General features: G+C 67.4%; 25 protein-coding genes, 1 tRNA gene and 3 pseudogenes. 12 read left to right on the top strand and 17 right to left on the bottom strand.

Features of this window, described 5'->3' with window-relative positions:
- Positions 1–97: 97 nt before the first annotated feature.
- The 3 genes and pseudogenes from ACFU8W_RS38990 to ACFU8W_RS38980 all read right to left on the bottom strand — a co-directional run.
- A pseudogene (locus tag ACFU8W_RS38990) lies at positions 98–388 on the bottom strand (DDE endonuclease); the annotation flags it as partial.
- Entirely contained in the window at positions 385–924 is a 540-nt protein-coding gene (locus tag ACFU8W_RS38985) for a winged helix-turn-helix domain-containing protein (protein WP_384048104.1), read from the bottom strand. The pseudogene ACFU8W_RS38990 and the gene ACFU8W_RS38985, both read right to left, overlap by 4 nt.
- A gap of 454 nt (positions 925–1378) precedes the next feature.
- Positions 1379–1813, bottom strand: coding sequence for a DUF5959 family protein (locus ACFU8W_RS38980; protein WP_384048101.1), 435 nt, complete (start codon positions 1811–1813; stop codon positions 1379–1381).
- 320 nt (positions 1814–2133) lie between these two features.
- Here ACFU8W_RS38980 and ACFU8W_RS38975 point away from each other — a divergent pair, with 320 nt between their 5' ends.
- Positions 2134–2457, top strand: coding sequence for a hypothetical protein (locus ACFU8W_RS38975; protein WP_384048097.1), 324 nt, complete (start codon positions 2134–2136; stop codon positions 2455–2457).
- A gap of 296 nt (positions 2458–2753) precedes the next feature.
- The gene (locus tag ACFU8W_RS38970; RefSeq protein ID WP_384048094.1) at positions 2754–3218 is read left to right on the top strand and encodes a GNAT family N-acetyltransferase; all 465 of its coding nucleotides are present in this window, start codon (positions 2754–2756) and stop codon (positions 3216–3218) included.
- A gap of 297 nt (positions 3219–3515) precedes the next feature.
- Here ACFU8W_RS38970 and ACFU8W_RS38965 read toward each other — a convergent pair whose 3' ends face one another.
- Both ACFU8W_RS38965 and ACFU8W_RS38960 read right to left on the bottom strand, forming a co-directional pair.
- Positions 3516–4613 carry a hypothetical protein gene (locus ACFU8W_RS38965; protein WP_384048116.1) on the bottom strand — a complete coding sequence of 366 codons (1098 nt, stop codon included), beginning with the start codon at positions 4611–4613 and terminating at the stop codon, positions 3516–3518.
- Between the two features lie 574 nt (positions 4614–5187).
- The gene (locus ACFU8W_RS38960; RefSeq protein ID WP_384048091.1) at positions 5188–5670 is read right to left on the bottom strand and encodes a hypothetical protein; all 483 of its coding nucleotides are present in this window, start codon (positions 5668–5670) and stop codon (positions 5188–5190) included.
- A 60-nt stretch (positions 5671–5730) separates the two neighbouring features.
- On the opposite strand from ACFU8W_RS38960, the gene ACFU8W_RS38955 reads away from it, so the two are divergent.
- Together ACFU8W_RS38955 and ACFU8W_RS38950 are read left to right on the top strand one after the other, a co-directional pair.
- Positions 5731–5868: a hypothetical protein gene (locus ACFU8W_RS38955; RefSeq protein WP_384048088.1), complete on the top strand. Its 138-nt coding sequence runs from the start codon at positions 5731–5733 to the stop codon at positions 5866–5868.
- A gap of 303 nt (positions 5869–6171) precedes the next feature.
- Positions 6172–9246 (top strand): alpha-L-rhamnosidase N-terminal domain-containing protein, encoded by a 3075-nt coding sequence (locus ACFU8W_RS38950; protein ID WP_384048085.1) that lies wholly within the window; start codon positions 6172–6174, stop codon positions 9244–9246.
- A 962-nt stretch (positions 9247–10208) separates the two neighbouring features.
- Here the strand turns inward: ACFU8W_RS38950 and ACFU8W_RS38945 are convergent.
- From ACFU8W_RS38945 to ACFU8W_RS38935, 3 genes are all read right to left on the bottom strand, one after another.
- Entirely contained in the window at positions 10209–10502 is a 294-nt protein-coding gene (locus ACFU8W_RS38945) for a hypothetical protein (RefSeq protein WP_384048081.1), read from the bottom strand.
- Positions 10503–10889: 387 nt separating this feature from the next.
- A complete protein-coding gene (locus tag ACFU8W_RS38940) occupies positions 10890–11336 on the bottom strand; it encodes a DUF5959 family protein (RefSeq protein ID WP_384048078.1) in 447 nt (148 codons plus the stop codon).
- Positions 11337–11442: 106 nt separating this feature from the next.
- Positions 11443–11829 (bottom strand): transposase, encoded by a 387-nt coding sequence (locus tag ACFU8W_RS38935; RefSeq protein ID WP_384048113.1) that lies wholly within the window; start codon positions 11827–11829, stop codon positions 11443–11445.
- A gap of 279 nt (positions 11830–12108) precedes the next feature.
- On the opposite strand from ACFU8W_RS38935, the gene ACFU8W_RS38930 reads away from it, so the two are divergent.
- Complete coding sequence (locus tag ACFU8W_RS38930) at positions 12109–12669, top strand: hypothetical protein (protein WP_384048075.1); 561 nt, start codon at positions 12109–12111, stop codon at positions 12667–12669.
- Positions 12670–13155: 486 nt separating this feature from the next.
- Here the strand turns inward: ACFU8W_RS38930 and ACFU8W_RS38925 are convergent, their stop codons facing one another.
- Together ACFU8W_RS38925 and ACFU8W_RS38920 are read right to left on the bottom strand one after the other, a co-directional pair.
- Entirely contained in the window at positions 13156–13392 is a 237-nt protein-coding gene (locus tag ACFU8W_RS38925; RefSeq protein ID WP_384048072.1) for a helix-turn-helix domain-containing protein, read from the bottom strand.
- A 5-nt stretch (positions 13393–13397) separates the two neighbouring features.
- The gene (locus ACFU8W_RS38920; protein ID WP_384048069.1) at positions 13398–13604 is read right to left on the bottom strand and encodes a hypothetical protein; all 207 of its coding nucleotides are present in this window, start codon (positions 13602–13604) and stop codon (positions 13398–13400) included.
- A gap of 522 nt (positions 13605–14126) precedes the next feature.
- Here ACFU8W_RS38920 and ACFU8W_RS38915 point away from each other — a divergent pair.
- On the top strand, positions 14127–14849 hold the full coding sequence (locus ACFU8W_RS38915) for a dienelactone hydrolase family protein (protein ID WP_384048066.1): 723 nt from the start codon (positions 14127–14129) through the stop codon (positions 14847–14849).
- Between the two features lie 230 nt (positions 14850–15079).
- Here ACFU8W_RS38915 and ACFU8W_RS38910 read toward each other — a convergent pair.
- Positions 15080–15331 (bottom strand): annotated as a pseudogene (locus ACFU8W_RS38910) (transposase); the annotation flags it as partial.
- 169 nt (positions 15332–15500) lie between these two features.
- Between ACFU8W_RS38910 and ACFU8W_RS38905 the strand changes: the two are divergent.
- From ACFU8W_RS38905 to ACFU8W_RS38895, 3 genes are read left to right on the top strand one after another with little or no spacing between them, the layout of a single operon-like run.
- On the top strand, positions 15501–15863 hold the full coding sequence (locus tag ACFU8W_RS38905; protein WP_384048110.1) for a MarR family winged helix-turn-helix transcriptional regulator: 363 nt from the start codon (positions 15501–15503) through the stop codon (positions 15861–15863).
- Positions 15860–17293, top strand: a complete 1434-nt coding sequence (locus tag ACFU8W_RS38900) for an MFS transporter (protein ID WP_384048063.1) — start codon at positions 15860–15862, stop codon at positions 17291–17293. The genes ACFU8W_RS38905 and ACFU8W_RS38900 overlap by 4 nt, the downstream gene beginning before the upstream one ends.
- Before the next feature lie 33 nt (positions 17294–17326).
- A complete protein-coding gene (locus tag ACFU8W_RS38895; RefSeq protein ID WP_059130497.1) occupies positions 17327–17620 on the top strand; it encodes a DUF1330 domain-containing protein in 294 nt (97 codons plus the stop codon).
- 965 nt (positions 17621–18585) lie between these two features.
- Here ACFU8W_RS38895 and ACFU8W_RS38890 read toward each other — a convergent pair.
- The 4 genes and pseudogenes from ACFU8W_RS38890 to ACFU8W_RS38875 form a co-directional block, all read right to left on the bottom strand.
- The gene (locus tag ACFU8W_RS38890; protein ID WP_384048060.1) at positions 18586–19035 is read right to left on the bottom strand and encodes a hypothetical protein; all 450 of its coding nucleotides are present in this window, start codon (positions 19033–19035) and stop codon (positions 18586–18588) included.
- Positions 19022–19756 carry a tyrosine-type recombinase/integrase gene (locus ACFU8W_RS38885; RefSeq protein WP_384048057.1) on the bottom strand — a complete coding sequence of 245 codons (735 nt, stop codon included), beginning with the start codon at positions 19754–19756 and terminating at the stop codon, positions 19022–19024. The genes ACFU8W_RS38890 and ACFU8W_RS38885 overlap by 14 nt, the downstream gene beginning before the upstream one ends.
- 1776 nt (positions 19757–21532) lie before the next feature.
- Positions 21533–22738 carry a tyrosine-type recombinase/integrase gene (locus ACFU8W_RS38880; RefSeq protein ID WP_384048054.1) on the bottom strand — a complete coding sequence of 402 codons (1206 nt, stop codon included), beginning with the start codon at positions 22736–22738 and terminating at the stop codon, positions 21533–21535.
- 310 nt (positions 22739–23048) lie between these two features.
- Positions 23049–23291, bottom strand: a pseudogene (locus tag ACFU8W_RS38875) (tyrosine-type recombinase/integrase); the annotation flags it as partial.
- Between the two features lie 159 nt (positions 23292–23450).
- Here ACFU8W_RS38875 and ACFU8W_RS38870 point away from each other — a divergent pair.
- Positions 23451–24035, top strand: coding sequence for a hypothetical protein (locus tag ACFU8W_RS38870; protein WP_384048051.1), 585 nt, complete (start codon positions 23451–23453; stop codon positions 24033–24035).
- Positions 24036–24214: 179 nt separating this feature from the next.
- Here the strand turns inward: ACFU8W_RS38870 and ACFU8W_RS38865 are convergent, their stop codons facing one another.
- On the bottom strand, positions 24215–24649 hold the full coding sequence (locus tag ACFU8W_RS38865; protein WP_384048048.1) for a hypothetical protein: 435 nt from the start codon (positions 24647–24649) through the stop codon (positions 24215–24217).
- A gap of 255 nt (positions 24650–24904) precedes the next feature.
- On the opposite strand from ACFU8W_RS38865, the gene ACFU8W_RS38860 reads away from it, so the two are divergent.
- Together ACFU8W_RS38860 and ACFU8W_RS38855 are read left to right on the top strand one after the other, a co-directional pair.
- Positions 24905–24978: transfer RNA gene (locus ACFU8W_RS38860), tRNA-Gly, on the top strand.
- A gap of 139 nt (positions 24979–25117) precedes the next feature.
- Complete coding sequence (locus tag ACFU8W_RS38855; protein WP_384048045.1) at positions 25118–26485, top strand: hypothetical protein; 1368 nt, start codon at positions 25118–25120, stop codon at positions 26483–26485.
- A gap of 11 nt (positions 26486–26496) precedes the next feature.
- On the opposite strand, the gene ACFU8W_RS38850 is transcribed toward ACFU8W_RS38855, so the two are convergent.
- Positions 26497–26667 carry a type II toxin-antitoxin system prevent-host-death family antitoxin gene (locus ACFU8W_RS38850; RefSeq protein ID WP_384048042.1) on the bottom strand — a complete coding sequence of 57 codons (171 nt, stop codon included), beginning with the start codon at positions 26665–26667 and terminating at the stop codon, positions 26497–26499.
- Positions 26668–26694: the final 27 nt, after the last annotated feature.

The raw sequence follows: 26694 nt of genomic DNA, 5'->3' as shown, positions 1-26694 counted from the left end.
CCGCCGAGTTCGAAGCCCGCCACACCCCAACGACCACCCCAGAACTCACCCTGAAAAACAGCTAATCCACTCTCCATCAAACCCGGGGCTTGACACGCTTCAGCCCCGCGGCCAGATGGGTGTTGAGATTGTCCCAAACCACCACGATCGGTCCGTCGAGCTGGATGTGTGCCCGCACCAGGAGGTCGCGATAGTCCTGCCAGGAGAAGCTCTTGCGGGCACCCTTGAGCAGGAGGTGCGTGCGGGGGCGGTGGATGAGACGGCTCTTCTCGCCGGCCTTGTAGCAACACAGCGCGGCAACCGAGGTCCGACGGCGGGACCTGCCACGCACGCGGATGACGGGGGTATGCCCGCGCCGGCCCCAGGTGCGGGCACGGGGCGGCGTCATCGAGAAGCCGGCCTCGTCCTCGAAGACGATCCAGGCCCCAGAGGCCGCCGCGAGCCTTTTATCCGGGGCCACACCTCCTTCTTCCACAGCTCCACCGCGTGCTCGTCACGCTCCAGTGCTCTGCGGGCAGGCGCCTGCCAGGACCAGCCGTGCCGCTTCAGCAGCCGCCACACCGTCGCCACCGACAGGCTCACTCGCAGACGGCGGCGGATCACCACCTGGACCCGGACCAGGGTCCAGCGTTCGTCTTCGAAGCCGTACGTTGCCGGGCCTTTGCCGAGTTCCTCCTCCAGGACGGCGAACTGGGCATCGGTGATGGTCGGTGAGTTCGCCGGACCCGCGGAACGCAGGCCCTCCATGCCGCCCTCGCGCCAGGCACGACGCCAGCGTTCCACCGACCGCACGCTCACTCGCAAGTCCTTCGCGATCACCGAGGTCTTCTCACCCGCAGCGAACCGCTGCCCGGCCTGAAGCCGGATCTCCTCACGAAACGCCCGCCGCTCAGCGGTCAGGCCCCCACCCTCCGAATACCTCACCCCACCGGCATACCGCAGAGATCATGAACCGTCACCACCCGACGACAACACGAAAACCTCAGTAGGAGCGAGGTAGGGCGGCTCTGGCGTGACCTGCGTGGATCTGTCACGCAGTAAGTCCCGGCGTCTGCACCGCTGTTACTGCCGACTCCCCGTGAGTCCCTGCGCGTTCTGGCACGAGAGTGGCACGGCCCTGCTGTGGTGGTGAGGCAGCCGACCCTTGTCGCACCCCGGGTCGCGGCCTTTACCGTGCGGACGACCTCACCACCGGCCGAGGATACGGCCTTCTGATCCGTAGCTCTATGTGGATTGGTCAGCTCGGGTCAGATCGGTCATCGTCGGGCCTTGCAGGGACACTACTGGACGTGATCGGTTGCTGTGGTTGCGGTACTTCGCTGCTGTACCGGGCGCTCGCCTACCTATGACAGACGACAGCAGTGCTGTCTGAAGCTTCTCAGTCTGCTGGGAGCAGATGCGCCCAGACGGCACGGAGTCTTTCGAGCAACACACGCTGCTCGTCGATCCAGCCGCGATCCACGTCGAGGGAGATGGCCAGCCGGGTGGTTTGCTGGTCGGCGATGGTGACCGTGATTCGATCGTGGTCGTTCTCTCGCCAGTCCAAACGGATGCCTATTTCGGCGACTCGCGCAGCCTCGCGCCAAACGGCGTCGCGCCCCGCGGCAACCTCGTCCAATACGTGCGACCAGCTGGCGAGGTCGCTTGGGTCCACGAAGGTGTCGTGAATGCCGGCCACGAAGTCGTTGTGGACCAGAAGCTGTCCCTGAACATCCGGGATGCCCGGGGCGTACGAGTCGTTCAACTGGACCACGACACTGCCGCCGTACTTGCCGATGATCCGCAACAGTGTGAACCGCTCGCGCTCCTCCACGCCCCACCCCCGGGTGCTCGATCTTGTGCCGACATTACGCACTCTAGGCGGCACCACTGACTCACCTGGTTTGGAAGAGGGCGTATGCGGACGGGGCTGACCTGGCAAGACGCTGACCTGCGCGGTCCTGGCCCGCTCACCGACATTCCTCGTTGTTCCCTGCTGGGCGCTGCTCGATCGGGCACGCAACGGGCACACGAAGTTGCCTCTCCCGCTCTTGCTGGTCTCCGGCCCCTTTCAAGGGGCCGTAGGCTGCGCTGCGACTCGGACCTGCTTTTCGTCAGCTGAAGGGGTGGGGGGTCGTGAAGGGGTGTCTGGTCTTGGGGTGCGCGACGCTTGTCGCGCTGCTGCTCCTGTTCAGCTTCATGTTCACGATGGAGCAAGAGTCGACCCCGGGGCTGCGGGACAACCTCAGTGGGCTTGCGCTGTTCGTCCTTGTCCTCGGTATCGGGGCAGCCCTTTGTGCACTGGCGGTGGCTGCCCGGGGATCCGAGGTTCTGCAGGTCACCGCCGGCCTGGTGTGCGGCCTGCTGCTCCTCGCGGCTGCCTACCGGGCGTACACGCTCGCGCCGATGCTGAAGTGCTGGAGTTCTAATAGCACTGCGCGCGGGCAGGACGGCTCGTACACCTGCTACGACCGCTGACGGGTGACCCGACGAGATCGGAGCCCACCAGGTGCACCGGGGGGCCGCCGGACCGGCCTGTCTTCTTGCCCTGGTTCTTGTCGGGGATCTCGGTGAGCTGGGTTTTCGCTGGTCCGGGCGGTGGTCCCGGGCGCTTCAGCGGTCGTCCTTGGTTGTCGTTGGCCGCTCACCGGATCGGCGTGCGTGGGTACACGCCTGTCCGGCGTTGTTGATGTCAGGGTTCGGCACGACGGCTATCGGTGCTGTCTCCCAATATTCGTGAGTAATCGGTAGGGGCCCGGCGGTAACCTCCCGCGGTGACCTCACCTGACCAGTCCCTCGTGGCTCCGGATTTCGCCGTACCGCACCCGCCTGCCACCGACCACTTCCGCCTGGAGCCCCTCGGCCCTCAGCACAATGCGGCCGATCACGCCGCCTGGACCTCCAGCATCGCCCACATTCGAGCAAACCCCGACTTCGCCGACCGCTCCTGGCCGCCTCCGGGCGGCATGTCCCTGGAGGCCAACCTCGACGACCTGCGCCGGCACGCGGAGGACTTCGACCGGCGCGTCGGCTTCACCTACACCGTCCTGCCGGTCCCTGGGGATGACGTCATCGGCTGTGTCTACATATACGGCTCACGGCAGGACCCTGGTGTCACTGACGTCCGCTCCTGGGTCCGGGCGGACCATGCTTCCCTCGATACCGAGCTCTACCGCGTCGTCAGCTACTGGCTGGCCCGCGAGTGGCCCTTCGAGCACGTGGCGTACGCGCCTCGCTGAGCCAGGCGATCCGTGCCACCACGCCCGGAAGGGAGCAAGCAGAAGGCCCGCGTGTGCACTCGCGGGCCTTCTGATCTGGTTCATCGGTCCGGGACTTGAAGTCGGAGCCCTTCGTCCCGAAGCAACTTGCGTGGGCGGTCGACCAAGGGCCGGTATGCCTCTTACCTGGTGCGATGGTCCACAGGCGTCCGCCCTTGTTCGCGGTGTGCGTGGTTGTTGTCACGCAGTTGGACACTCACCGACCCGCGACGCTTGAGGCTCCCGACCATGCAGTTCTGATTCTCTGCAAAATGCCGCTCACGACCGTGTGGCAGTCCCGCACCCCGCATCGCCGGCCTCCCGCATGCGTGTTTCCATCGACGTGCTCCGGTCGTACGGGTCGACCTCGGGGCCGTCTCCCGGGCGCGAGGCCGCGCGCTCTGCGCTGAACGTGGGGGTGAAGTAGCCGGTGAAGGTATCGCAGCCGCCGTTGGTGGTGTCCACCTTGTAGGAGACGAGGGAGAACGTATCCGGCTCGACGACGACCTTCGCCGGGTCGTCCCAACTCATCACGACCTCACGGCGCACGATTGTGCGTGTGACTTCGTTGCTTCCCGCTGGAGCGCGCACGACGGGATATACGAATGTGACATCGGTGGTCACCTCGACCGCACCGCGCTTGCCTTCTCGGTACGTGATTCGCCCTCGTGTCTTGACCACATCCCCTACAAGCCGGGTCTTCGTCTTCTCGAACCGGCTGAACAGCAGCAGAGGATCGTTCTCCCGGCTGGGCGCGCCGAAGGCGGTCGCCAGGTAGTCCTGGACATCCTCCTGATGAGGATTGATCAACGCGATCGCCTTCCTCGGCCGCTCCCCGCGCAGCACACCAGGATCCAGACTGGACGCGGCGAGGAAGTCCCGGGACTTCTCGAGCGCCTGCCCGACCTGCCCCTTGCTCATCCAGCCGGTCGCACGTGGCTCAGGCAGGCCGATCCCAGCCGTACCGTCACCCCACTGCCCCGCGGGCGACCCATTGAACGGCTCCTCCAGGCTCGGAAGTTGGGCTGTCCCTTCCGTCGGCGGCGGTTGATCAGGACGTTTCGACTCCGCGGCAAGCGGCGCACTCTCACCGCCCCCGCCTCCGAACCATCCAGCCACCCGCCCTGGATCCAGCGCCACGACCAGCAGAGCAGCCACAACCAGCAGACCGACCGCGTACCAGCCCTTGCCTCCTTGCCGCCGTGCCGGTGGCTGACTCCGCCATGGCTCCGGTCGGCCGGCCTCCTCCCGCAGCTGCCGCGCCACCATCCGGGCCCGTGCCGACGGCTCCTCAGGCGCGCCCTGAGTCCCCGCCTCCGCTTCACGAAGGAAGCGTTCCCACTCTTCGTCCGGTATGGACTCCTCACCCTTGCCCACGATGGACCCCGCTCTTCTCAGGCATTCGGTCCCTTCCCAGGGCCGGTCATCTTCCTGCATCATCACACAGCTCAACTTGGCCTCATCGCCGGTGGGACCCCGGCTCAGGGGATCTACTGAAAGGTCGGCGGAGCGGCTTTGCGGAGTGATTGTCAAGAGTTGTGGATCTGCTGCGGGCAGCAATCAGGCCGCCGGCCGAGTCGAGGTAGGTTGAGGATGACTCGGCCGCAGAGGGAACGGTGAGCAATCGGCCGTATCCATGGTCTGGGCCGCCAACTCGGCTATGTACTGGTTGACTTCCGACCCCAGTGCGGCGGCCAGCATCCGGCGGGCGCCCTCGCGGACGATCTCGTCGATCAGGGAGCCGGACTGGGTCGAGCCGTAGTCAGCGCCTACGCTGAGCACGGGCGTGCCTCTCCGACCCGCGCCGCGAATGCGGGCCTACTCGGTGACCATCACGGGATCACTCGGGAAAGTACGCCCTCCGCGTCCCTCCCGGAATCGATCCACAAGTCCTGAGTATTGCTCCGACCGTGAGAGCGAAACCCACAAACTGATCGACCCGATACGCGCTCTAGCCGTACGGGTTGAGTGCCCAGAAGCGGACGGTGTCGCTGCGACGGTCGAACCACAGGTTGGTGGAGTAGCCGCTGCCGTCGCGGTCGAGCTCGTGCGACCGGACCCACTGCGGATTCTCCGGCCCCTCGCCCTTGAGCGGCTTCTCGAACCACGAGGAAAAGTCATCGGCCGGCCCCTCGGAGACGAAGGTGTGGGCCGCTGTCAGCTCGGCAAGTTTCCCCGGTGTCAGCCGGGCGAAGCCCGAGATCACCAGCTCCGGCGACGATATGCTCCGGTCGTCGTTGTCCCGGCTGCTCACCCACTTGGCGTCGGCGAGAGGGCCCAGCAGCGGGAACGCCCGCTCCAACGGTGCGGTGTCGGTGTGCCAGTCCCCTTTGGCCCCGTTCGCCACCTGACGCAGGGCCCACCAGGCGGGTAGGACCGCCAGCCCCGCCCCGATCCCGATCAGCTTCCGTCGCTCCAACGCGATCCCTCTCATGCCTGACTTCGGGGGCACTTTAACTGTCCGGACCCCGTACCGCCGAGGAACGGTCGCCAATTGGCGACTACCGCGAGCGCGGCCGGACAGCTGTGGAGCGGGCAGCCGTCGAGCCGTCTGCCCCTGCCGTCGAAGACGAAGTGGTGGCGGCGCTGCCGTCTGGCCGCCGCCAGTTGGGCGCCGGGGCGCCGCTTCTAGGGCCTGTCTGGAGACTCCCGTCGTCTGCTGCGGCGCAGACGGGAACCTCCAGACAGGCCCCAACTCGAGAATCATCAGCCACGGTTGGCGCTCACGGACCGACCGTGCACAACCGTTGACAGGTGGCTCGGCCACTACATAGCCTCACCGAGACGTATTGATACGTTTCAAAGATTCTCCCGGAAGTCACCCGGTGGTCACCTCGCCCTGTAACGGGGACCTTTTGCGCGCCTACTGCGCGTCGGCGGGGCACTTGGTCGCACGTGCATTGAAATGTTCAAATCATTCGAATGGAGGCGCGTCATGAGATTGCCGTGGGCAACCTGCAGACGCTTCGGCCTGCTCGCTCTCACATGGGGACTCGCGTTTAGCACGGCGCCCCAGGCGTTCGCCACCGGGCCCGTCGGAAATCACGCGCCGACCGCGCCGGTCGGACTCACCGTCAACGACCGGGTCGACCCCCTCGCCGTGGACGGCGCACCGCAGTTCGGCTGGCTTCCCCAGGACATCGACAGCGGTGAGACCCAGTCGGCCTACCAGGTCGTCGTCCGTGACGGGGACGGCACCGAGCACTGGAACAGCGGCAAGGTGTCCAGCTCGGCACAGAGCTGGATACCTTACGGCGGATCGGCCCTCAAGGCGGGAACCTCCTACACCTGGCGGGTACGCACCTGGGACCACGCGGGCGCCGAGTCGGCGTTCTCCGACCCCGCTTCCTTCGGCACCGGCCTCGGGGACGACGACTGGTCCGGGGCGCAGTGGATCCGCCGCCCCGCGACCGGCAACGACGCCACCAACGAATGGACCGCTGCCCGCAAGGTCATGACGGTCTCGAGCGGCAGCCCGGTGACCGACGCGCGCGTGTATGTGGCCTCCATGGGGGACTGGGAGGTGAACGTCGGCGGACACGTGGTGCAGCGCAGCTCCTCCTACGAGTACGCGGGCGAGGGGTACTACGACGTCTCGAAGCTCGACGGGATCACGGCGGGCCAGAAGCTGCCCGTCGGCGTTGTCACGCACTACTGGAACTGCAAGTGCCAGGGCCGCGCCAACGGGCCCAGCGGCTCCGAAGGCCCCTCGGGCCTCCTGGTCAAGGTGGTGGTGGACCACAAGGATGGGACGCGGGACCTCATGGTGTCCGACGGCTCGTGGAAGGTGCACCGCTACGAGCCCCAGAGCGTCGACACCGTCACCTACCGCAACAGCGACGCCGGTGACCGTGTCGAGTACTACGACGCGACGAAGGAAATGGCGGGCTGGGACACCGCCCCTTACGACGACAACAGCTGGCCGACTGCCACCGCCATCGGCCCGCACCCCCGCCCGAACCCGGCCAACTGCGCCTCATACGAGGGCGGTTCGTCACCCTGCGCCTTCACACATCTGTCCGCGCTGCAGGCCCACCTGTCACAGAAGGCCGTCCACCCCGTCTCCCTGCTCCACCTGCCGGACGGCACCGTCTTCGCCGACTTCGGCAAGGTCTACTCCGCCGTTCCCTCGGTGCGTCTGCAGGACGGCGCCGCCGGACGGCAGTTGACGTTCACCACCAGCTACCGGCAGAACAACAGCACGCTGACCGCGGCCGTCTCGGCCGGCGCCACCACCTTGACCCTGGCCGCTGCCGGCAACGTCCACGTCGGTGACCGGATCACTGTCGACGCTCCCGCGAACGGATACGGAGCGGGCGACCCCGAGACGCACACCATTCAGGCAGTGGACGGCACCACGGTGACCCTCGACGGCGCACTGCTCAGGGACCACGCCAAGGGCAGCTGGGTCGAGAACTCCCGCGCGGGTACCTCGAAGCTGGACACGCAGGGCAGCAACATGCACTTCTACTACACCGAAAAGGACGGAGCGCAGACCGCGCAGCCCTTCACCTACTGGGGCTGGCGCTACCTGCAGATCAGCGACCCGCGCGAGAACCTGACCACCGACGACATCAGCGCCGTGGTTCAGAACACCGACGCCGCCCATCCGGCCACCTTCTCCAGCAGTGACGCCACTCTCGACAGCGTCTTCGCGCTGATGCAGCGCTCCGCGCTCCAGTCGTCGCAGAACGTCTTCCTCGACACCCCGACCCGTGAGAAGGGTCAGTTCCTCGGCGACAGCATCGACGAGTCCTTCGCCACCATGTCTTCGTCCGGCGAGCGCAGCCTGACCCGGCAGGCGATCGTCTCCTTCATGAACTCCCAGGCCCGCTACTGGAACAACGGCGCCCTGAACTCCGTCTACCCCAACGGCGACGCCAAGCGGGACATCCCCGACTACACCGAGATGTTCCCCGAGTGGGTGCTCCGCTACTACCAGACCACCGGTGACAAGGACCTCCTGCGCCAGGCCCTGCCAGTGATGAAGAACGTCGCCGACTACATCTGGCGTGCCGTCGACAGCCGTGGACTGGTCGCCGACCTGCCCGGCGGCAGCGGCGAATACCAGTACGGCATCATCGACTGGCCCGCCCCTATGCGCTACGGCTACGTCACCAAGGGCAACGTCAACCGCACGGTCGTCAACGCGCTCGGCGTGGGCGCGCTGCGCTCGGTCGCGACGGCGGCCGAGGCACTGGACGACACCGGCACCCGGACGACGTACGACGACCGGGCCGACCACCTGACCGAGGCGATGCGCGACCAGCTGAGTGACCCCGGCACCGGTGCCTGGTCCGACGGCCTGGACGCGGCAGGCTCCCGTATCGATCACTTCGGCGAGCACTCGCAGTCCTTCCCCGTCGCCTACGGGATCGCGAACCCCTCCGAGTACACCGCCCTGGGAGACCGCATCTCCGAACTGGGCATGCAGCAGGGCCCGATGACCCTGCGGACACTGCTCGAGGCACTGCGGATCACGGACCGCCCGGACACCTTGGTCAAAATCCTGACCGACCCGTCCCACGACGGCCCGGCCCAGGTCCTCTCCGAAGGCGGCACCTTCCTGTGGGAGCAGTGGACCCCCGGCTGCTCGACCTCCGACTGCACCGGCGCCCAGGTTTCCCAGAGCAGCAGCGAGAGCTTCTCGCACGGCTGGGGAGGCGCCGGGGTCAACGGCGTCCTCGAGGGCGTCCTCGGCCTGACCGTCACCTCCGCCGGCGCCGAGACGGTGCGCATCACCCCTGCGGACAAGGGCCTGACCGCTGCCTCCGGAACCCAGTGGACCGAGCGAGGCGAGGTCGGGGTCGACTGGCATCGCACCAGGTTCGGCGTGAACACCAAGGTGGACATCCCGGTGAACGTCACCGCGACGGTCGCCCTCCCCGCCGTGGCCGGCGGCAGGTATCACGTGACCGGCAAGGCCACCTACCTCGGCACCAAGAACGGCAAGGCCTTGTACCAGGTCGGATCCGGGAAGACCATCTTCCACGCGGCGGCCGGCGAATAGCGTACCCGCGCTCCCATGTCAGACGCCGACAGCACGGACGCGCGACCACTGCGTCCATCAGTGCCCACGGCAACTGATCACTGACAGGAGACCGGGCAGGGCACCGTGACGCCCTGGTGCCCCTCGACCAACTTGCGCTTGGTCGGGGGGCACCAGTGCTGTGCGGCTACTGCTCGGTGGTTTCGCGTTGCGCGGCTGCGATGGAGAGGCTGGCCCCGACGGCGGCCGCAGCAATGCGGCGCTCCATTACTCCCGCGTCGTTGGAGCGGTCTGCCTGGTTCAGCAGGCGCGGCCTCGCAGGCGCATTCGGCAGCGGCGGACGGCGCGCCTTCGTTGTAGTCCATGGTCGGGGTGCTCACCGATCGGTGGGGTGGTACTTGCGCTTGTGCTTGGCCAAGCTGCTCGGTGCGCCTCGGTAGCCGGGCTGGGTGGTGCACTCCACGTTGCGGGCGGATGGTCTGCGCCGGGCGCTCATCGCCGCCGGCATTGGCTCCGCCGAGGCTCCCGCGGCCTGACGGCAGTAAGGAGGTTGAACTGGTGATGTCGGCCAGGTCGACAGGTGGGCACGCCTCAGGGTCGGTGGCCAGTTAGATCTCACCGCCCACGGCCGCCTGACGGGAAATCAAGTGGCCGTGGCTACATTCACTGTCAGGACGAACGGGGGCCCCTCATCTGGGTGGGCCACCGATGTCCAGTTCTTGTGGTGGTGGCGTCGTCGGCCAAGAGGCCGACTTGGGTTTGGGTGCTCTGCCATGCGGCGGACGGTCGCTCGGACGTTCTTCAGCGGCCGTCGCACGGGTCGTCGTCCGCAGACACCGGCTTGGTGTCTGCCGCCAGGCAGGAGGAGTACACCCGCGGCGGCGTGGGCCGCGGCTTCGGTTCCGACGTGGCGCCCACAGCAATGATTGCCCCGGCACAGACGAAGGTTAGGCCTGCCATCGCGGCGAGCCAGGTAGCGCGGCTCACTGATCGCCACGGAAGTGGTTACGGAGATCGTCACGGCAGTCGTCCGCGGTGCCGACCTGGACTCGCGAGAAGACCAGCATTCCGTCTCCCTTGTCTTCCTGCTTGGCCTTGGCCAGCTGCGTCTCGATGTCCGCGATGCGCTCGGCGCACTCGGCACTGACGGACTTCTCGGGCTGCGGGGCCGGTGCCGAGGAGGCGTTCAGTTTGGCGGTGGCGGCGAGGCCAGCCGCGCACAGCACCGCCCACGCGGCAACCCACGAGCGGCGGCTCATCCGTATCGGCTTAGGCATCCAGGCATCCTACGAGCGCCGCGGCGGGCTGTCGCCGAATCGGGACTTCCTCGTCGACGAGACCAACGACGGAGCCAGCTGGCGTCGCCGACGAGAGCGGCGGTGTCTGACCGATCGCGCGTCAACTTTGGCCGGCTGTTGTTCAGCCTCGACTGCTCGCCGAAGTCGACGCGGGCAGTCTCGCCTTTCACGTTCCGGCCGCAGCTCGGGGGCGCCTTCTGCAGGTCGCCGTCGCCTACCGCCCGACACGGCCGCCGGCCTCGCCGCGGCTCGGTCACGCACCGTATCAGGCGGCGCGAAACCGGGAAGCGGAACTGGCCATCAGCGGGGACCGCCTGTGGGGAGTTACTGGCCGTACGCGGGGAAAAGATCTTGACCCTTGTCACCTCAGGGCTTGCGGCTCCACTCGTAGGCCCCCGGCGCCGTCGTGATGACTTCACTGGGCCAGGTCTGCCTCACCTGTTGCAGACGTTCTTGATGTTCATGGACCCAGTTCTCTTCCGGGCGGACTCCCAGGAGCGTGGTGAGTCGGTCCGGATCTTCGACGGTGACAGACAGCCAGCCGCCTTCGTGCATGTGAAGGGTGAGGCTCAGGCCACGATCTCCTCCGATGCTGGCTTGACGGCCTGGGGCGAGGTCGGACAGGCCGTGTTGCCAGGCGTCGAGGTCCTGCTGGAAGAGGTAGACGTCCAGCCGAGCCTCGATGAAGCTCGCGGATACAAGCACGTCGGCGCGCAGGATGTCGTGGCCGGTCAGTATGCCCGGCTGGAAGCGGCCGGTGACGCGCACGATACAACGGTTCCCGTCTGCGTCCTCCAGGTGGATGAGATCCACAGTGGCAGGTTTCGTCACCGGGTACTCGCCTTCCTAAAAGATGGGTTGAGCTTGCATCCTCTCTCATCGCCACGTGAGCGACGCGGACGGCCGAGGGCGGTTTCGGTCACGTCCCATGGGCCAAGCTGGTGCCGGCGAGACAGCCGTCGATGACGTCGGGTCGGTACTGGATCTGCTTCAGCTTGCGCTTGACGGCCCTGGTGACCTGGGTGAGATCGGAGGCTGCGAGGTTGCAGATCTCGCGCTTGACCAGCGACCGGATGCCTTCCTGCGGGTTGAGATCCGGGGCGCAGGTGTGCAGCTGGAAGACGGTCAGCCAGTCGGAGTTGCCGTCGATGAAGGCGCGCATACCGCGGGTGAGATGCAGGCGGACGTTGTCCCAGACCAGCACGATCGGGCCGTCGAGCTGGATGCGGGCTCGGACGAGGAGGCGGCAGAAGTCGTGCCATCCAAAGCCCTTCGGCTTGTCCTTGCGACCCCGGTACTCCCGCAGCCCGTAGATCAGCCTCGACCCGTACTAATCTTCTTCCCGGACCCTCGCACTGTGCCTGCCGCCGAGTGCGGAACGGGCGCCGTGCCAGGGGTGATCGGCGGGGGAGGCTCGTGTTGCCGGGGCTCTGCGAAGTCGTTCACGTAGGCCCCGATCGGGCAAGCTTCTGATCATTGACCACAGAAACGGGATAAAGCGATCGTGTACTTTCCCCGCACTCGTGTCACGCCTATCGTGGTTGCCCTCGCGGCTGGCATGGCACTAGCTGTAATCGGCCCTCTCATGGGCAAATTCGACAACCCGATTTGCCATGCTGCTGCTCTCATCTTCTCCAGTGGGTGGGCGTGGGTATGTTTCGCCTTTCTGGTGGGCTTTTCGCGCCGGTCCAAGATTGAGTCGGCACTGCTGGCTTCCTCTGCACTGGCTTTAGCCGTGGTCGTGTACTACGTTTTCAAGTTCATGTTCCCGACCGTTCCAATCGGTCGGCTCATCTCCTCTGGATCCGGAGAGGGACTCGCTTCCAAGATCCTTGCTTGGGGAATAGTGGCTTTCGTCTTTGGGGCCCCTGTGGGGCTATTCGGGAACATTGCGCGAACGTGCGGTATCGGCGGTCTCCCGTTCCGGCTGCTCATCCCGTTGACTGCCTTCGTCGAGACCTCTGCGCGGTTGGACGCGGAGGCTGCCTCGCAGGGCCTGGTTACCGAGATCACCTGGAACGCGATTCGCATTGCAGCGGGGGTCGCTTTTGTGGCTCTACTGGTGCACGGGCTGATGGCTTGGCGTGCTCAGCGAGACAGGCCTGACGCGGCCGTGGGGGTTGGTGCGCTGACGAAGCGCCCCTGACGTGCTCGTACGCAAGAGCGGACCGCACCATAGGGGCACATACCTGATCACCGAGGCCGAACCCGGCACACGTCACCCGCACGTGGGCGCGGTGGCCCTGTACGCTCCCGCACGAAATGCAGGCGCGAGATCCCGGGCCGAGAGTAGCGCCGCCCATATGAGTACATGTGCCGCTGTGCCCATCTCCCGGACGCGGCGCAGAAGGGGCACCCGTGGCTGAGCGGACGGCTGGTCTGGATCGCTCGTCGACATAGATCGAGAGCATGCCGGGCACCGAGTGCCGCGTTCACCGATTCCTGCAATGCAGCACGAACCGGATGCCACCGAGCCGAACAACACCCCGCAGGCCGACCGTTGAACAACGCTGAACAACCCGGCCGCCCACGCGAACAGCCCCCGGCCGCTCCAGCGGAAGGGGGCAGCTGCCTGTTGTACTCTCTGCCGGTCCAGTGCGTGAGATCAGGCCGGGCGGCCGTCCACGCCGCCCTACGTCTCCTCGGGCTTGGTCGCCTTCGGCCGATGCGATCCCGACCCCTTGTAGTCCCGAAACGCGTCTTGCACCGTGCTCAGCTTGAGGTCGAGACGGTCGGCAATCTGCCGGCAGGACAGACCGTCCCCGCCGTCCCACAGCTCTCGGATCAGCTCGACCCTTTCGCGCGACCAGGCCTTGTTGCGCCGGACCTGGATCGCAGCCGGGGTGCTCCTGTTCCTGGTGTACCGCACCTGACTCAACCTTCGTACCGGTGGGCCCGTCCGCCGCGCCATTCGATCCAGTGCGGGTCGTCGAGGAGATCCCAGGCGTCGTCGAGGCCGGCCCACCTCAGGAACTCGACGAGGTCACGGTCGTCGCGGGCGAGGCCGGCGATCGCACCGTTGATGGTGACCGCCCGACCGCCTGCTGAGGAGGGGCCGTAAACGACTATCGGGGCGCTCATGCCTCCAGGGTGGCCCCGGGAGTCGGCGGGCGCATCCGGCTGGCCCAGTCCGGCATGCGGATCGGTGTATGAGGCACGAGGATCGGTGTGCGGGTGGTGGCCGAGATGTCTCTCCCGGCCGCGGCTGGACCGCCACCGACCGGACCGCAGGGGGGCCTGGAGGTATGCATGCCGTCGACGATCTGGAGCGGGGCCATCAGCTTTGGCCTGGTCACTTCTCTGAACTAACGCGGCGTCGCTCAAATGACGTTGTCCAAGAGCCGATTGCCCAGCAGTGGAACAAGATCGTTCTATGACGCACACACCTTCGGCTGAGGGACTTCAGCCCTGGGCCATGGCCTCCAAGACGGCGCGGACCGCCTCGGTCAGTAGCTGTGCCAGAACCGTCGGTCTGTAACGCTCTGTGAGACCGCGATGTCATTGGGGGACTCGACACAATCCTCGTGCAGCTGCGACGGACCACCTTCTGCCGACGGTGAACACCGGCCCGACCTGGCTGGATGGTCACTACGGTCCAGCCTCATGACGATCACAACACGTACGGTCGAATACCCGGCCGATGCTCTCGCGATGATCGGGCACCTCGCGCTCCCTGCCGGTGATGAGCGTCGGCCCGCAGTCCTGATCGGGCCTGAGGGGATGGGGCTCAGCGACGTCGAGCGCCGCCGCGCCGATGCCCTGGCAGAGCTGGGATACGTGGCGCTGGCCTTTGACCTCCACGGCGGGCGCTATTTGGACAACCCCGAGGAGATGCTGGCCCGTTGCATGCCGCTGCTCGCAGACCCCGACCGGATGCGGGGCATTGGCCATGCGGCACTCGAGGTGCTGCGCGCCGAACCGCGGACCGACCTCGACCGGGTCGCCGCAATCGGCTACGGCACCGGGGGCGCGGTTGTGCTGGAACTCGGGCGCGATGGAGTCGACTTGCGCGCGATCGGTACGGTCAACGCACTGACCACGGGCCGACCGGGCGAGGCGGCACGCATTCGCTGCCCCGTGTGGGCTGGGGTCGGATCGGAAGACCCGATCATGCCGCCCGCGCAACGGGAAGCGTTCACCGCCGAGATGCGGGACGCGGGCGTCGACTGGCGTTGCGTGGTCTACGGCGGGGCCCTGCACGCCTTCCACCACCCACCGGTCAACCACACCACACCCCCGGGCGTCGGCTACCACCCACGACACGCACAGCGAGCCTGGCGCGACATCGTCGATCTGCTCGCCGAATGCCTGCCCGTAACAGAGTGATCAGATCGGCTTCTGGCGCTCACTCCTGCCCTCACCGACCGGGGAAGCTCCGGCCCGTACAGACAGCAGAGTCCGACGCATGCGTCATGGTCACCAGAGATGACCGAAAGACTCCTGGATACCTATCAGAGACACCCCGACCAGACCTGAGCCCGCCCAACCCTGACCCCTGGCGAACGAACTTGCTCACCAGTCACAGAAGGTCACCGATCAAGGGAAATGACATAGGCACTCACCAGCTCCAGGCGGGTCCGCTCCCGTACGGCGGACAGGATGTGGGTGGAGTCGGTGCGCTGGGTGCCGCGGCCCTTGAGCAAGCCGGCCCGCCGGATCCGGGTGAGCGCGAGGCCCAGCAGCCGGTCGGCGCGGTCGCCCTCGGCGAGCCGGTCGCAGAAGTCGGACAGGACGCTGTGGTGGAAGCCGGGGTCTTCCAGCTCCAGGCCGAGGGCGTACTTGAAGCCGATGCGGCAGCGCACCGCCTCCCAGCGGTCGAGGCCGCCCGCGCCAGTCGACCATTTCCATAAACTATGAATATAAAAATGCTATGTTTCGAGCATGAGTCGTCAAGACACCGCTCCTGGCGCGTCCGCCGCCATCGGGGCAGCCCTCTACGGCCTGGCCACCAGGGCCGCGAGACGCCTGCCCCGGGACATGAGCCTGACGTCCGCCGCCACCCTGGCCACCCTGGACCGGACCGGCTCGCGGCGCATCACCGATCTGGCCGCGGTCGAGGGCGTCACCCAGCCCGCGATGACCGCCCTGGTCCGGGTGATGGAGGAGTCCGGCCTGGTCGAGCGGCGGGGCGACGCGTCCGACAAGCGGGTCACGCTGGTGTGCCTGACCGAGGCCGGCGCCTCCTATGTCCGGACGCGGCGCCAGGCGGGCGTCCACGCGTTCGAGCGGTTGATCGGCGAGCTCACCGGCGACGAGGTCGAGGCGCTGGTGGCGGCCCTTCCGGCGCTGAAGCATCTGGCAGAGCTCGAAAGACAGGACCGCGAAGGGCCGAAGCAGTGACCGGGCAGCCGGTCGGCGGGGTCGCGGTGAAGACGTTCCCGGTGGCGCGTTCCGAGGCGCGGCTGCTGGTCCCCGCCCTGATGTTCATCGCTCTGGTCGTGGCGGCGGTCGCCAGCCTCGGGACGCCGCTCATCACCAGCGTGGCGACCTCGTTCCACGTCTCGCTCGGCAGCGCGCAGTGGACGCTGACCGTCGCGCTGCTCAGCGGCGCCGTCGCCACGCCGGTCCTGGGCCGGCTCGGAGCCGGCCCGCACCGGCGGGCCACGATCCTCGCCACGCTGGCGGTCGTCGTCGCCGGCAGCGCGCTCACCGTGCTGCCGCTGCCGTTCGCGTGGCTGCTGGCCGGCAGGGCGGCCCAGGGCGTCGGGCTCGGGCTGACGGCGCTGATGATGGGCGTGGCCCGGGACCACCTCCCCGAGGAGCGCAGCGCGGCCGTGATCGCCCTGATCTCGGTGGTCTCGATCATCGGGGCCGGCGTCGGCTACCCGCTGGCCGCACTGCTCGCCGAGCTCGGCGGGGTACGGGCCGCCTACGGCCTCGGCCTGGTCGTCACCGCCGCCGCCCTCCTGACCGCGTGGCGCTCCATGCCCGAAGCCCCCGAAGGCCGCTCCGCCCACGTGGACGTGGCAGGCGCGGTCGTCCTGGCCGCTGCGCTGCTCCTGGTGCTGTTCCTCGCCGGCGAACGGAATCTGTGGAGTCGGCACCTCGCCGTGGCGGCGGGCCTCGCCGTCGTCGCGGTGGTGCTGCTCTGCGTCTGGGCCGTCATCGAGCTGCGCAGCACGACGCCCCTGGTCGATGTGCGGGCGGTGCGGCACCCGGCGGTCGCCGGGGCGAACCTCGCCATGTTCGTCGGCGGGATCGGCATGTACCTCCTGCTCACGCTCATCACCCGGTACGCGCAGACGCCGCACGGCGCCGGCTACGGCTTCGGGCTGACGACCTTCGTCGCCGGGCTGGTCCTCATCCCGTTCTCGGTACTGGGGTTCGTCGCCGGCAAGCTCACGCCGCGGGTCCGGACGCGGATCGCCGACCCCCTGCTCCTGGCCGGCAGCGCCGTCGTGGTCGGCGGCGGGTTCGCCCTGTTCGCGGCGGCCCGGTCGGACCTGGCCGAACTGTTCGCGGCGATGGGCGTGCTCGGCTTCGGCGTCGGCGGCTTCTCGGCCGCGATGCCCGGCGTCATCCTGGCCGTCACCCCCAAGAGCGAGACGTCGAGCGCCATGAGCTTCAACTACGTCGTCCGCAGCGTCGGGTACTCCCTGGGCAGCGCCATCGGCGGCCTGATCCTCGCCGCGGGCACCGGCCCCGGCCACCTCTTCCCCGACGACAGCGCCTACACCACCGCGGCGCTGGTCGGCATCGGCGCCATGGCGATCACGACGCTGACAAGCCTCGCTCTCGCCCGCCGACGCTCGTCCGAGACCAACCCGTAAGTCAGATGCACTCATCCCAACACTGGAGGTTCCATGCCCAAGGGCTACTGGGTCAGCGCCTACCGCACCATTTCAGACCCTGAGAAGCTGGCTGCTTACAACAAGCTGGCCGGTCCGGCCGTCGAGGCCGGGGGCGGTCGGATCCTCGCCCGTGGCAGTCGGGTCGTGGCGCATGACGCCGGAATCGCCGAGCGCACCGTCCTGATCGAGTTCGACAGCTTCGAGCAGGCCGTCGCGGCGCACGAGAGTGCGGCCTACCAGGAGGCGCTGGTCGCCCTCTCCGACGGCGTCGAGCGCGACTTCCGCATCGTCGAAGGCATCGACTGACCGAGGTCCAGTCGGATCTTCACTGAAGGACTCTGGAGGCGGCCACTTCGCCCCGATCGAGCAGCCCGAACGCTACGCGGAAGAACTCCGCACCTTCTACAGGCCGCTACGGGGCTGACAGCGGCCGTCATGGCCCGTCGACGTGCCGGTGGTACGGATGGCTATGTCGGCGAAGGCCGGCATGCCAAGATCGGCTGCGGAGGAGCGGCGGGCCGCTACGGTTTCAAGTTGGTCCAGCTTGCTCCGGGCGCCAGCGAGGCTCACCTGGAGGCCCTCGACTTCACCCAGCCATCCTTTCTGTTCCGCCTCGGCGATGCGGGCGATCAGGTTGTCGCGGATGTCGGCCAGCCGTGGCCGTTGGGCTGGATCAGGCCGGAGGAGCGAGCATCTGACACAAGCTTCTCTGAACTACATCAGCTTGGTCAGGGTCTGATCGGCACGTATTGTCAAGTGACGACTTCCACGGAAGCGGGTCGAGGGAACGGCATCATCTCCCATCCCAGCGGCCAGTCCGGATCTCGTTGCTCTGAAGCTTCGATCTCAAGGCGCCGGGGAACACGCCATGTCCACCATCGACCACCTTCCTCGGGGCGGCTAGGCCACGGAATCGTGGCGCGGCGATAGCGCTCGTCGATGCCATCGAGTTCCGGTTGCCTGATCGCGCGAACACGTGAGGGTAGCAGCGGCCAGGCTCCCGCGAGCGCGTTCCGGCACCTGAGGTCGTGGCTGAGCTCAGGCGCGCACCACGAGTAGCCCTCTTCCACCTCGTCCACCAAGGCGCTCCACTGTGCGAGGAGAGAGTCGAGGGAGTGGGCTTGTGCTCCAGGTCCGGTCCTGGTGACACCAGCGAGGGCTGCCCTGACGACGTCGTACTCTTCAGCGCTCAATACGACTTCGTCCGTGTGGCTTTCTGCTGGATTCATGCGGCGACTCCTGCTGAGCTTGATGGGATGACGCGGGTGAACTCACCTTTTATCGGAGCTGATTTTCGCGCTCAGAGCGAGCAAGGCGTCGTCGTATTGGGGCCATTTGAAATGGAACGGGCCGAACGCCGTGTAGTCGCGTGCTGTGCGGTGAGGTTGCGCGAAGGAGTCCCAGGTCACGAGGTCGGCTGTCGCGGTGATGCGGGCCATGAGGGGCCAACATCCCCACTCGCCGCATTCACAGCCGAGAACGGGTGTCTTCGGCCCCATCGTGTTGGTGGACCGTCCGAGGAAGTGATCCTGCATCGGGCCGAACCGGAAGAACTCCGGGATCAGACCGCCGTAGGCGTCGCCTGCGGGCTGCATCCCGGCGGCGATCTCGAACCCGTCGATCAGCTCGGTGAGTGGTGCTCCGTCGATGCGGGGGATGATCACGAGCGGGCCGCCGTCGCCACGGTGCCGGCAGTCGAACCGGATGTCATTGCTGGTCATCCAGTGATTGTGCCAGCGAAGCCGTTCCCTCCACCTGGGTAAATTGAGCTGGGGCTATGCGTGGCATGCCGAGGTCGACCGCCGTACCGCCGGAAGCTCGTCGGTCCATGTGAACGAGCTTGTCTTCGGCGCCAGCCAGGCTGATCCGGAGCCCTTCGACCTCCCCGAGCCAGCCCTCGCGCTCGGCCTCGGCGATGCGGGCGACGAGGTTGTCGCGGATCTCCTCCAACCGGCCGCGCTGGGCCGGGTCCGGCCGGAGAAGCGAGCAACGAACGCAAGCGTGTTCATGAACACATGGGCTTAAAAAGGCGCGACCGCAGGTGCCGATGGAGACCTTGCGCTTCTCGAAGTGCGCAAGGAAAGCATCCCATTCCTCCTCGGCCGGTGTCCGATACTCTTCGCTGGGCCGGCTGGCCCGGCGACGGGCGATGAAGGCGCGGTGGGCCTCGATGGTCTCGGCCGGGTAGATCGCCTTGTAGCCCATCGTCGTATCAAGGCTCCGATGCCCGCAGATCACTTGGGCGATGTGCGGTGGCAGACCGTTCATGATGGCGTCGGTCACGAAGATCCTGCGGAAGTCGTGCGGGGAGAAGACGAGCGGTTCTCCGCCGGCATCGGTCAGGCCCGTGGCGGCCAGCGCGTTGATCAGAAGCTTGCGGAGCGCGGTCGGGGTGAAAGCGCGGTGTTCGGTGCCGATATCGCGCTGGAACAGCAGCGGCATCGGCGGGTTCCAGACCCGCTCGTGGACATCGTAGGAGGTCACCAGCGGGATCGCGCGGCTGCTTCCTCGCAGGCGGCGGACGATGGTGGAAAGGACGTCCGCCAGTTCCGGGGTGACCAGCAGGAGCCGTTCGCTGTCGGTCTTGGACGGGGCGAACCTGCAGCAGGGGCACGACTTCGCCGGTGCTCGGGAGCCGGTATTCGGTGACGCTGTGGTGGGTCAGCTCCAGGAGCTCCTCGTTGCGGATGCCGGTCAGGCGTAGGACCTCGATCGCGGCGAAGGCCCAGAAGGCTTCAGTCTCCTCGTATGTGAGGTTCCGCCGTCGCCCGGTCGAGGTCTCCTCGGCCCAGGTCATGTGCCCGGCGGCCTTGGTCGTGACGGCTCTGCGCAAGGCTCCAGCGGTGTCGGGGATCAGGTCCCCGGGCCGGGTGTGTTCGGCGGCGGCAAGTAGTCCGGCTGCGGCACGTCGCCTGCGGTCGACGGTGTCGGCCAGCACCGGCAGGACGGGAAGCCGTTCGCGGGTGCGCTGGTCCATCCGGGCCTTGCGGTGTTTGCGGTCCTTGGCCTTGCTGATCTCTTCGTCGCTGATCGGGCAGGACACCACCCACCGTGCCCAGCGGGCTGGCTCTTCCGCAGCCCAGTGGGCGATGTCCAGATAGAAGGCACGGACGCGGATGAGCTCGTCCTTGGCGTTCAGCCTGGGGCTGGCGACCTCGACGGCGGTGCCGTCCGGACCGATCGTGGTGCGTTTCTTGGTGGCGATGTCTGTCTTCCAGGCGCGGGCCAGTGCCGGTGGCAGCCGCAGGGAGTCGATGCCTGGTGAGAGGGCTTCGACCCGGGTCCAGAACAGCCCGGCCAGGGTCCGCGAGACCGCGTCCAGGCTGGTGTAGTCCAACGACGGCTGCCGTTCGCGCAGGTAGTCCACGATCAGGTCGCGGACCGGGCGGCACCGGATCGGATAGCGATCCACGAGTTCTTCGATGCTCAGTCGGCCGGCGGCAAGCCCGAAGGCCCGGATCGTGGCCGGGGCGTCCTCAGGGAAGACATCCAGGGCCCGCAGTCGAAGGTAGAAGTCGACTTTGCGCTGACCCCCGCGGACATGGACTCGGCGCAAGGTGTCGACCAGCTCCACGCAGTCGCCGACGGTGATGTCCGCGATCGACCCGCCCTTGCAGGCAAGAATCATGGCGATCCGGGTCGCCGCGATGGTGGCCTCTCCCCGGGCGCTGGCCGGCCCAGACTCGGCCAGCCCTGCCAGCCCTGCGAACCCCTCGGGGTCGCGGACCTCGGCCATGACCGGAGCCAGGTGCTTGTGCGTGCGGGTGAGCATCCAGGCCAGGTCGGGACGGATGACATCGCCGCAGACCAGCATCAGTAGCCCGGAGGTCAGGTCAACGCGCTCATACGACGGCGACGGCCCACTCTCGCGCAAGAAGCGCAGTGGGATATCTGTCCAGTCCGCGCCGGGGATCTCCTCGGCGCGGCTGGCCTTCCACCGCTGCTGCCAGGTATCCCCCGGGAGGCTGGACAGCCAGCGCAGAAGTTTGGCGACCCCGCGCCGCCGCCCGGCCCGGGTGGCGTTCGCGGCAGCCAAGAAGGGTGGCGCCGTCAGCCGACGCAGCACCTCGTCCGCTGACTGCTCTGTCGCTGGCCACCACGCCTCCGCAGAGCGGGGCGGGAAGCGTTCCCGCAGCACGTTGTTACGCGCCCGGGCCTGTTCGACTGTTGCATTCGCGGTCTGCAGCTGGCGGCGCGTCGAGTGCTTCGTGGTGCTGGTCATAAAGACCGCCCGAACAGCACGTCCAAGGCTTCAGGGTCGTAGCCGGGCGCTGGAGGCGGAGGAACCGGCTCGGCGAGCCGGTCTGCCCGCCGGGCGTGGTGGGCCAGCACCTCGGCCACGACCTCGTCCTGGCGCGGCGCGAGGTAGAGCTCGGTCGTGGTCAGATGCGCGTGCCCGAGGACCCACTGCACGTCGGTCAGCGTCAGCGCCGGGTCGCGCACCATCCGGGCGGCGGCGCTGTGCCGAAGGTCGTGAAGGGTCCAGTCCGCGCCGAAGGTGGCGTTCACCCGCTCGAACATGCGGTGGGCCCCGTGGTAGGTCAGCGGGTGAAACGGACGCCGCACCGTCCACCACACTGGCTGTGTTCGGCCCCGTGGCATCAGCCCGTGCAGCTCCTGCTGGTAGAGCCGCAGCCACACGAACGCATCTGCCGAGGCCGGTACCTGCTGCCGGGCCCGGGAGCCCTTCCGCACAACGCTGATCAGCTGCTGCCCAGGGTCGACGTCGCACTGCCGGACGCCGATCAACTCGGATGCCCGGACTCCGCTGGAGATCCAAAACGCGATCATTGCCCGGTCCCGGTTCGACCGCAGCGCTGCGAATAGCGAGTTGAACCACTCGTCCGGGATCGAGCGCGGAATCCGGCGCGGAACCGTGGGCCGGTAGCGGCCGGTTCGCTCTGGCGCCCAGGCTTCCATCGGGTTGTGGTGTGCGTGCGCGCGGCCGGAACGACGAGCCAGGTCCAGCGGGAACGGGTTGAGCAACGGCCCGGATCCGGCATCACGGTGGAGGTCGTAGAACTTGCGCAGCACCGTCTCGCTGTGGGCGACGGTCGACGGGGCATAGCCGAGCCCAGGGCTCGTTTTCCCAGTCACCGGGTTCGGGGCGCCGACTGTACGGGCCGACCGCCGCCCGGCTGCGGTCGCTCGCGGCTTGACCGCCAGCTGGATCCAACAGCTGAAATCCCGAGCATCCACGCGTGTCGCTCGATCCCACGGCACCTCGACCGCGTGCAGGAACCGCCACCACCGCAGCAGGTCCATGCCATACGAGCGGACGGTCGCCGCCGTCTTCCCGGCTGCGAGCAGTTCCTGGAAGAACACTGCGGCAGGCACCACGGCCGCGCCGTCGGCGTCGACGAGCCGGTAGGGCTCGTACCGGTCGCCGGTCTCCACCAGCCGACCCCACCGAGGAACGGTCAACCTCGACAGATTCCGCTCGGGCACACCATCGTTCATCACGACCGCAGACCGTACTGGGCGACAACCTCACCCGTGCCCTGAACTGCACAATCAGTGTGGTTCGTTCAGTCAACGAGGCGTGCTCATGGATACAGGCGGTCCCATAGGTACGGGCGCAGGTGCCGACAGAGACCTTGCGGCGTTCGAAGTGGCCGAGGAAGTTCTCCCATTCGGCGTCGGTGGGAGTGCGGTATTCCTCAGCGGGGCGCAGGTTGCGGCGGCGGGCGATGAAGGCACGGTGGGCTTCGATGGTCTCGGTGGGATAAACCGCGTTGTAGCCCATGGTGGTGTTGATATTGGCGTGTCCGGCGATGACTTGTGCGATGTGGGGTGGCAGTCCGGTGCGGAGGGCGTCGGTGATGAATATCCGGCGGAAGTCCTGCGGAGTGAAAGTCAGCGGCTGGCCGGCGGCGTCGGTCAGCCGCATGAAGGCGACGGTCTTCTTGAGGATCTCGCGGATGGTCTGGGAGCTGAGGGTGCAGGGCTCACCACCGCGGTTGTATTGGAAGAGCACGGGCGCGGGTGCATTCCACTGCCGCTCTTCGCAGTCGTAGCGGGTGACCAGCGGGATCAGGCCGGTCTTGGGGTCGCGGACTCGGCGGATGATCGTGGCCAGAACGTCGGCGAGCTCCGGACCCGCGCCAGCGGCGCCGAGTGCTGGGAAGTCCGGGACGTGAACGGCCACCGCAAAGTGTGGGCCGAGGCCGACACTCGGCGGGAAGCAGTCGGCCTCGCCCTCAACGAGATCGCCCGGGTCCGCCGCGCCCGCGCGGCCGAAACCGCCGAACGGCGGGTGAACATCCTCGGCTTGACCCCGGTGGCCGTAGAAGCCGACACCGACGACGCACCGGAGGACGTCGACGAGGGCAGCAGCGTGGCCACCGACCCGGTGACCGCCGCCTTCTCCGCCATGTTCGAGGACGCCTACCTGGAGGCGAAGCGGACCCGACAGGCAGCCCTGGCCGCCGCTGCCGCCTACGCCGCCCACCTCATCCGGCCCCACCTGCCCACCGCGGCAGTCCTCACCGTCGACGTCACCAACGGCGGACTGCGCGCCGTCCTCGACACCGACCGCAAGACCTTCTGGTACGCGCCCGCTTGCCCGGTCGGCCTGGACGACGCGACCGTTGAGGAAGTCGAGGACCTCATGAGCGACGCCCTGGAATTCGGTGCGGACGAGAAGTCACTCGAAGAGGCCGGGTGGCAGAACCCGGGCGCGTACGACGACACGTACGACCTGGAACTGCCGCAGCAGTAGCCGCCTGATCGCCCGTGGGGCCGTGACCAGCACCAAGTCACGGCCCCACACGCGTTTCCAAGCCGCCCATCGTCCCCGGCTCACCACCCCCCAAGAGACGGCAATGAGGCGCCCACAGCCCCGACCATGGGCCCCTGTGGTGGATTTCGCGCGCCCTCCACTGCCGGAGGCGGGTCCGGCTATGCGTGCACAGCTCCCTCGGGGAACTTCTTGAGGAATCTGTCCATCTCATCGCCGAGGTGGAAGGAGATGTTCAGCCGGGTTGGCTTCGCGTTGCCGGGAAACTGCAGGTACAGGGCGTTCCAGGCGTTGCCTCGCTTGACGCGGGTGACCAGGCCGTCAGCCTGAGCGAGGGGGATGACGTGGAGCAGATTTTCAGGACGGTTCCTCAGGCGAGGCCCGCGGTGAACGTAGACAGACCGGTTTGTGACGGTGATGAAGTAAGTGTTGATCAGGAGCAGGCTCATCGGCGCGAAAAGGCCCATAAGGTACTGACTGGGCCCGTCTATGCCTATGAGTACCAGGCGCGGCACCTCGGTCGGATCGGCGCGCAACACCGCCTGCCTCGCTTCGGACTTCAGTTGGAGCTTCAGCTCGACGTTTGGATCGGTCATTCCGAGCTTTGTCATAAGGATCCGCCCTTCGATGGAACGCGTCCGACCTGGACATGAGGGGAGACCCTAGCTGGCCGGAGCAATGGCGGCCCGGCCGAGGCCTTTCGCGAGCAAGAGGTCGACCGACCATCTCAACTGTCGGGCCGACGTGGGTGTAAGCGGTTCGTTGAACTTCGCTACGACACAGCGCGCAGTGTGTGTGTATCGTTGCTTTCTGTGAGCGGCTGTCCTGAGCAGCGGCGCAGCCGACCACGCGCGTCAGTAGTGCAACAGCAGCACACCTGCCTTCCGGGCGGGAGGTCCTGGTGCGAATCCAGGCTGGCGCTCCACCACGAAGCCCCTGAATGGCCCCGGCCGGTCGGGGGCTTCGCTGTACCGCCCTGGCCTGCACCGATGCCCCAGGAGCGGTTCCGTCAGGTCGGCTACCATCGCCGCTCGCTTCAGCGGAACCGTCACAGGAGCGGCCCAATGTTCCACGGCTCGATCCCCGCGCCCCTTCGGTCGATCATCTACGAGCACGCCGGTACCTGGCCCGGCAAAGACATCTACGTCGGGTGCTCCGGCAACTTCACCATCGAACGGGTGCTGCACTCCCGTTTCGGTGCGGAGCGGAGCATCCACGGCAACGACATCACCGCGTACTCCTGCGCCCTCGGCTGGTATTTGGCGGGCGAACCGCTGGAGTACACGCTGGGCGAGGAGTACGAAGACTCTCTCGGCTGGCTATACCCGTACCTGGAGGACCGCACGGACCTCCTCGCCACCCTGATGCTCGGCACCCGGTTCCTCCAGTACGTCGGGAAGGAAGGCGTCTACTACCGGCGGATGATGGACGCCACCCAGGACCAGTGGCCGCGCATGCACGAGAAGACCGCCACGAAGCTCCGGAACCTGGAGACAAAGCTCGGCTCGTTCTTCGCCGGCGACGTCCGTGACTACCTCGACCAGGTCCCCCCTAACGCACCGGTCGTCATGTTCCCGCCCTTCTACGCTGCGGACTATCAGGCGCAGTTCGCACCGATCGACTCGGCCTTTGCGTGGCCTGAGCCGAAGTTCGACGAGCTCACCGAGGACGGTAAGGAACGGATCATCGAGCAGGTCCAGGACCGGCCGAACTGGGTGCTGGGCCTGCACATCGAACGCCCCGAGCTCCGCGACCAGCTCGCCGGTGTCGTCCAGACCGCGAACCGCGGCCTGCCGATCTACGTGTACGCCGCGGCCGGACCCCGGCGCATCGTCCGGCCCCGGCAGCCCGTCGAGCCGATCCCGATGCGCAAGATCGGCGTGGGTGACGAGCTCGGCGACAAGATGACGCTGCACGTCCTCACCGGCGGCCAGTTCGCCGGTATCCGCTCACAGTTCATGTCGAAGAGCATCAAACCCGGGTCGCCGCTCCTCGCGTGCGGGGTCGCGGTCGACGGGAAGCTGATCGGCGCGTTCGCGTACCTGCCGCCGAAGTTCGACCCGGCGACCGCCTACCTGATGTCCGACTTCCCGGTGTCGTGGACGAAGTACCGGCGCCTCGCGAAGCTCATCGTGATGGCCGCATCCACCTCGGAGGCGCAGCTGCTGCTCCAGCGGTCGCTGTCGAAGCGCCTCACCGGCTGGGCCACCACGGCGTTCACCGACCGGCCCAACAGCGCGAAGTACGGGCGCGGCATCCCCGGCGTGAAGCTCCAAAAGCGCACCGAGGCGATCAGCAAGGACCCGGGCGATGGCATCCACCGCTACCAGCTCCAGTACGGCGGCCCCCTCGGAAACTACGACCTCGCCCAGGCCCTGGACCTGTGGAAGCGGAAGCACGGCAGCGACATGAAGAAGGACGACGCCCGATGAGGTTCGGCCGGTCAGTCCGTCTCGGGCGCCTCGTCCGAGCGGGCCGACCACCAGTCGTACGGCACCAGCACGGCCCTCGGCTCGCCGTTCTTCTCGACGACCGTGTGCGTGCCCCGATAGTGCGCCTCGTCGACCTGCCGACCGAGCTGGTCACGCAGCTCCCGGACTCCCATTCGCTCCATGCCGTGAAGGGTACACACGATCCACAG

It is taken from the genome of Streptomyces sp. NPDC057565 (assembly GCF_042801455.1).
Lineage (GTDB): Bacteria > Actinomycetota > Actinomycetes > Streptomycetales > Streptomycetaceae > Streptomyces > Streptomyces yanii.
Note: the sequence above shows the minus strand (reverse complement) of the source record. Positions and strands in the feature narration are given on the sequence as shown.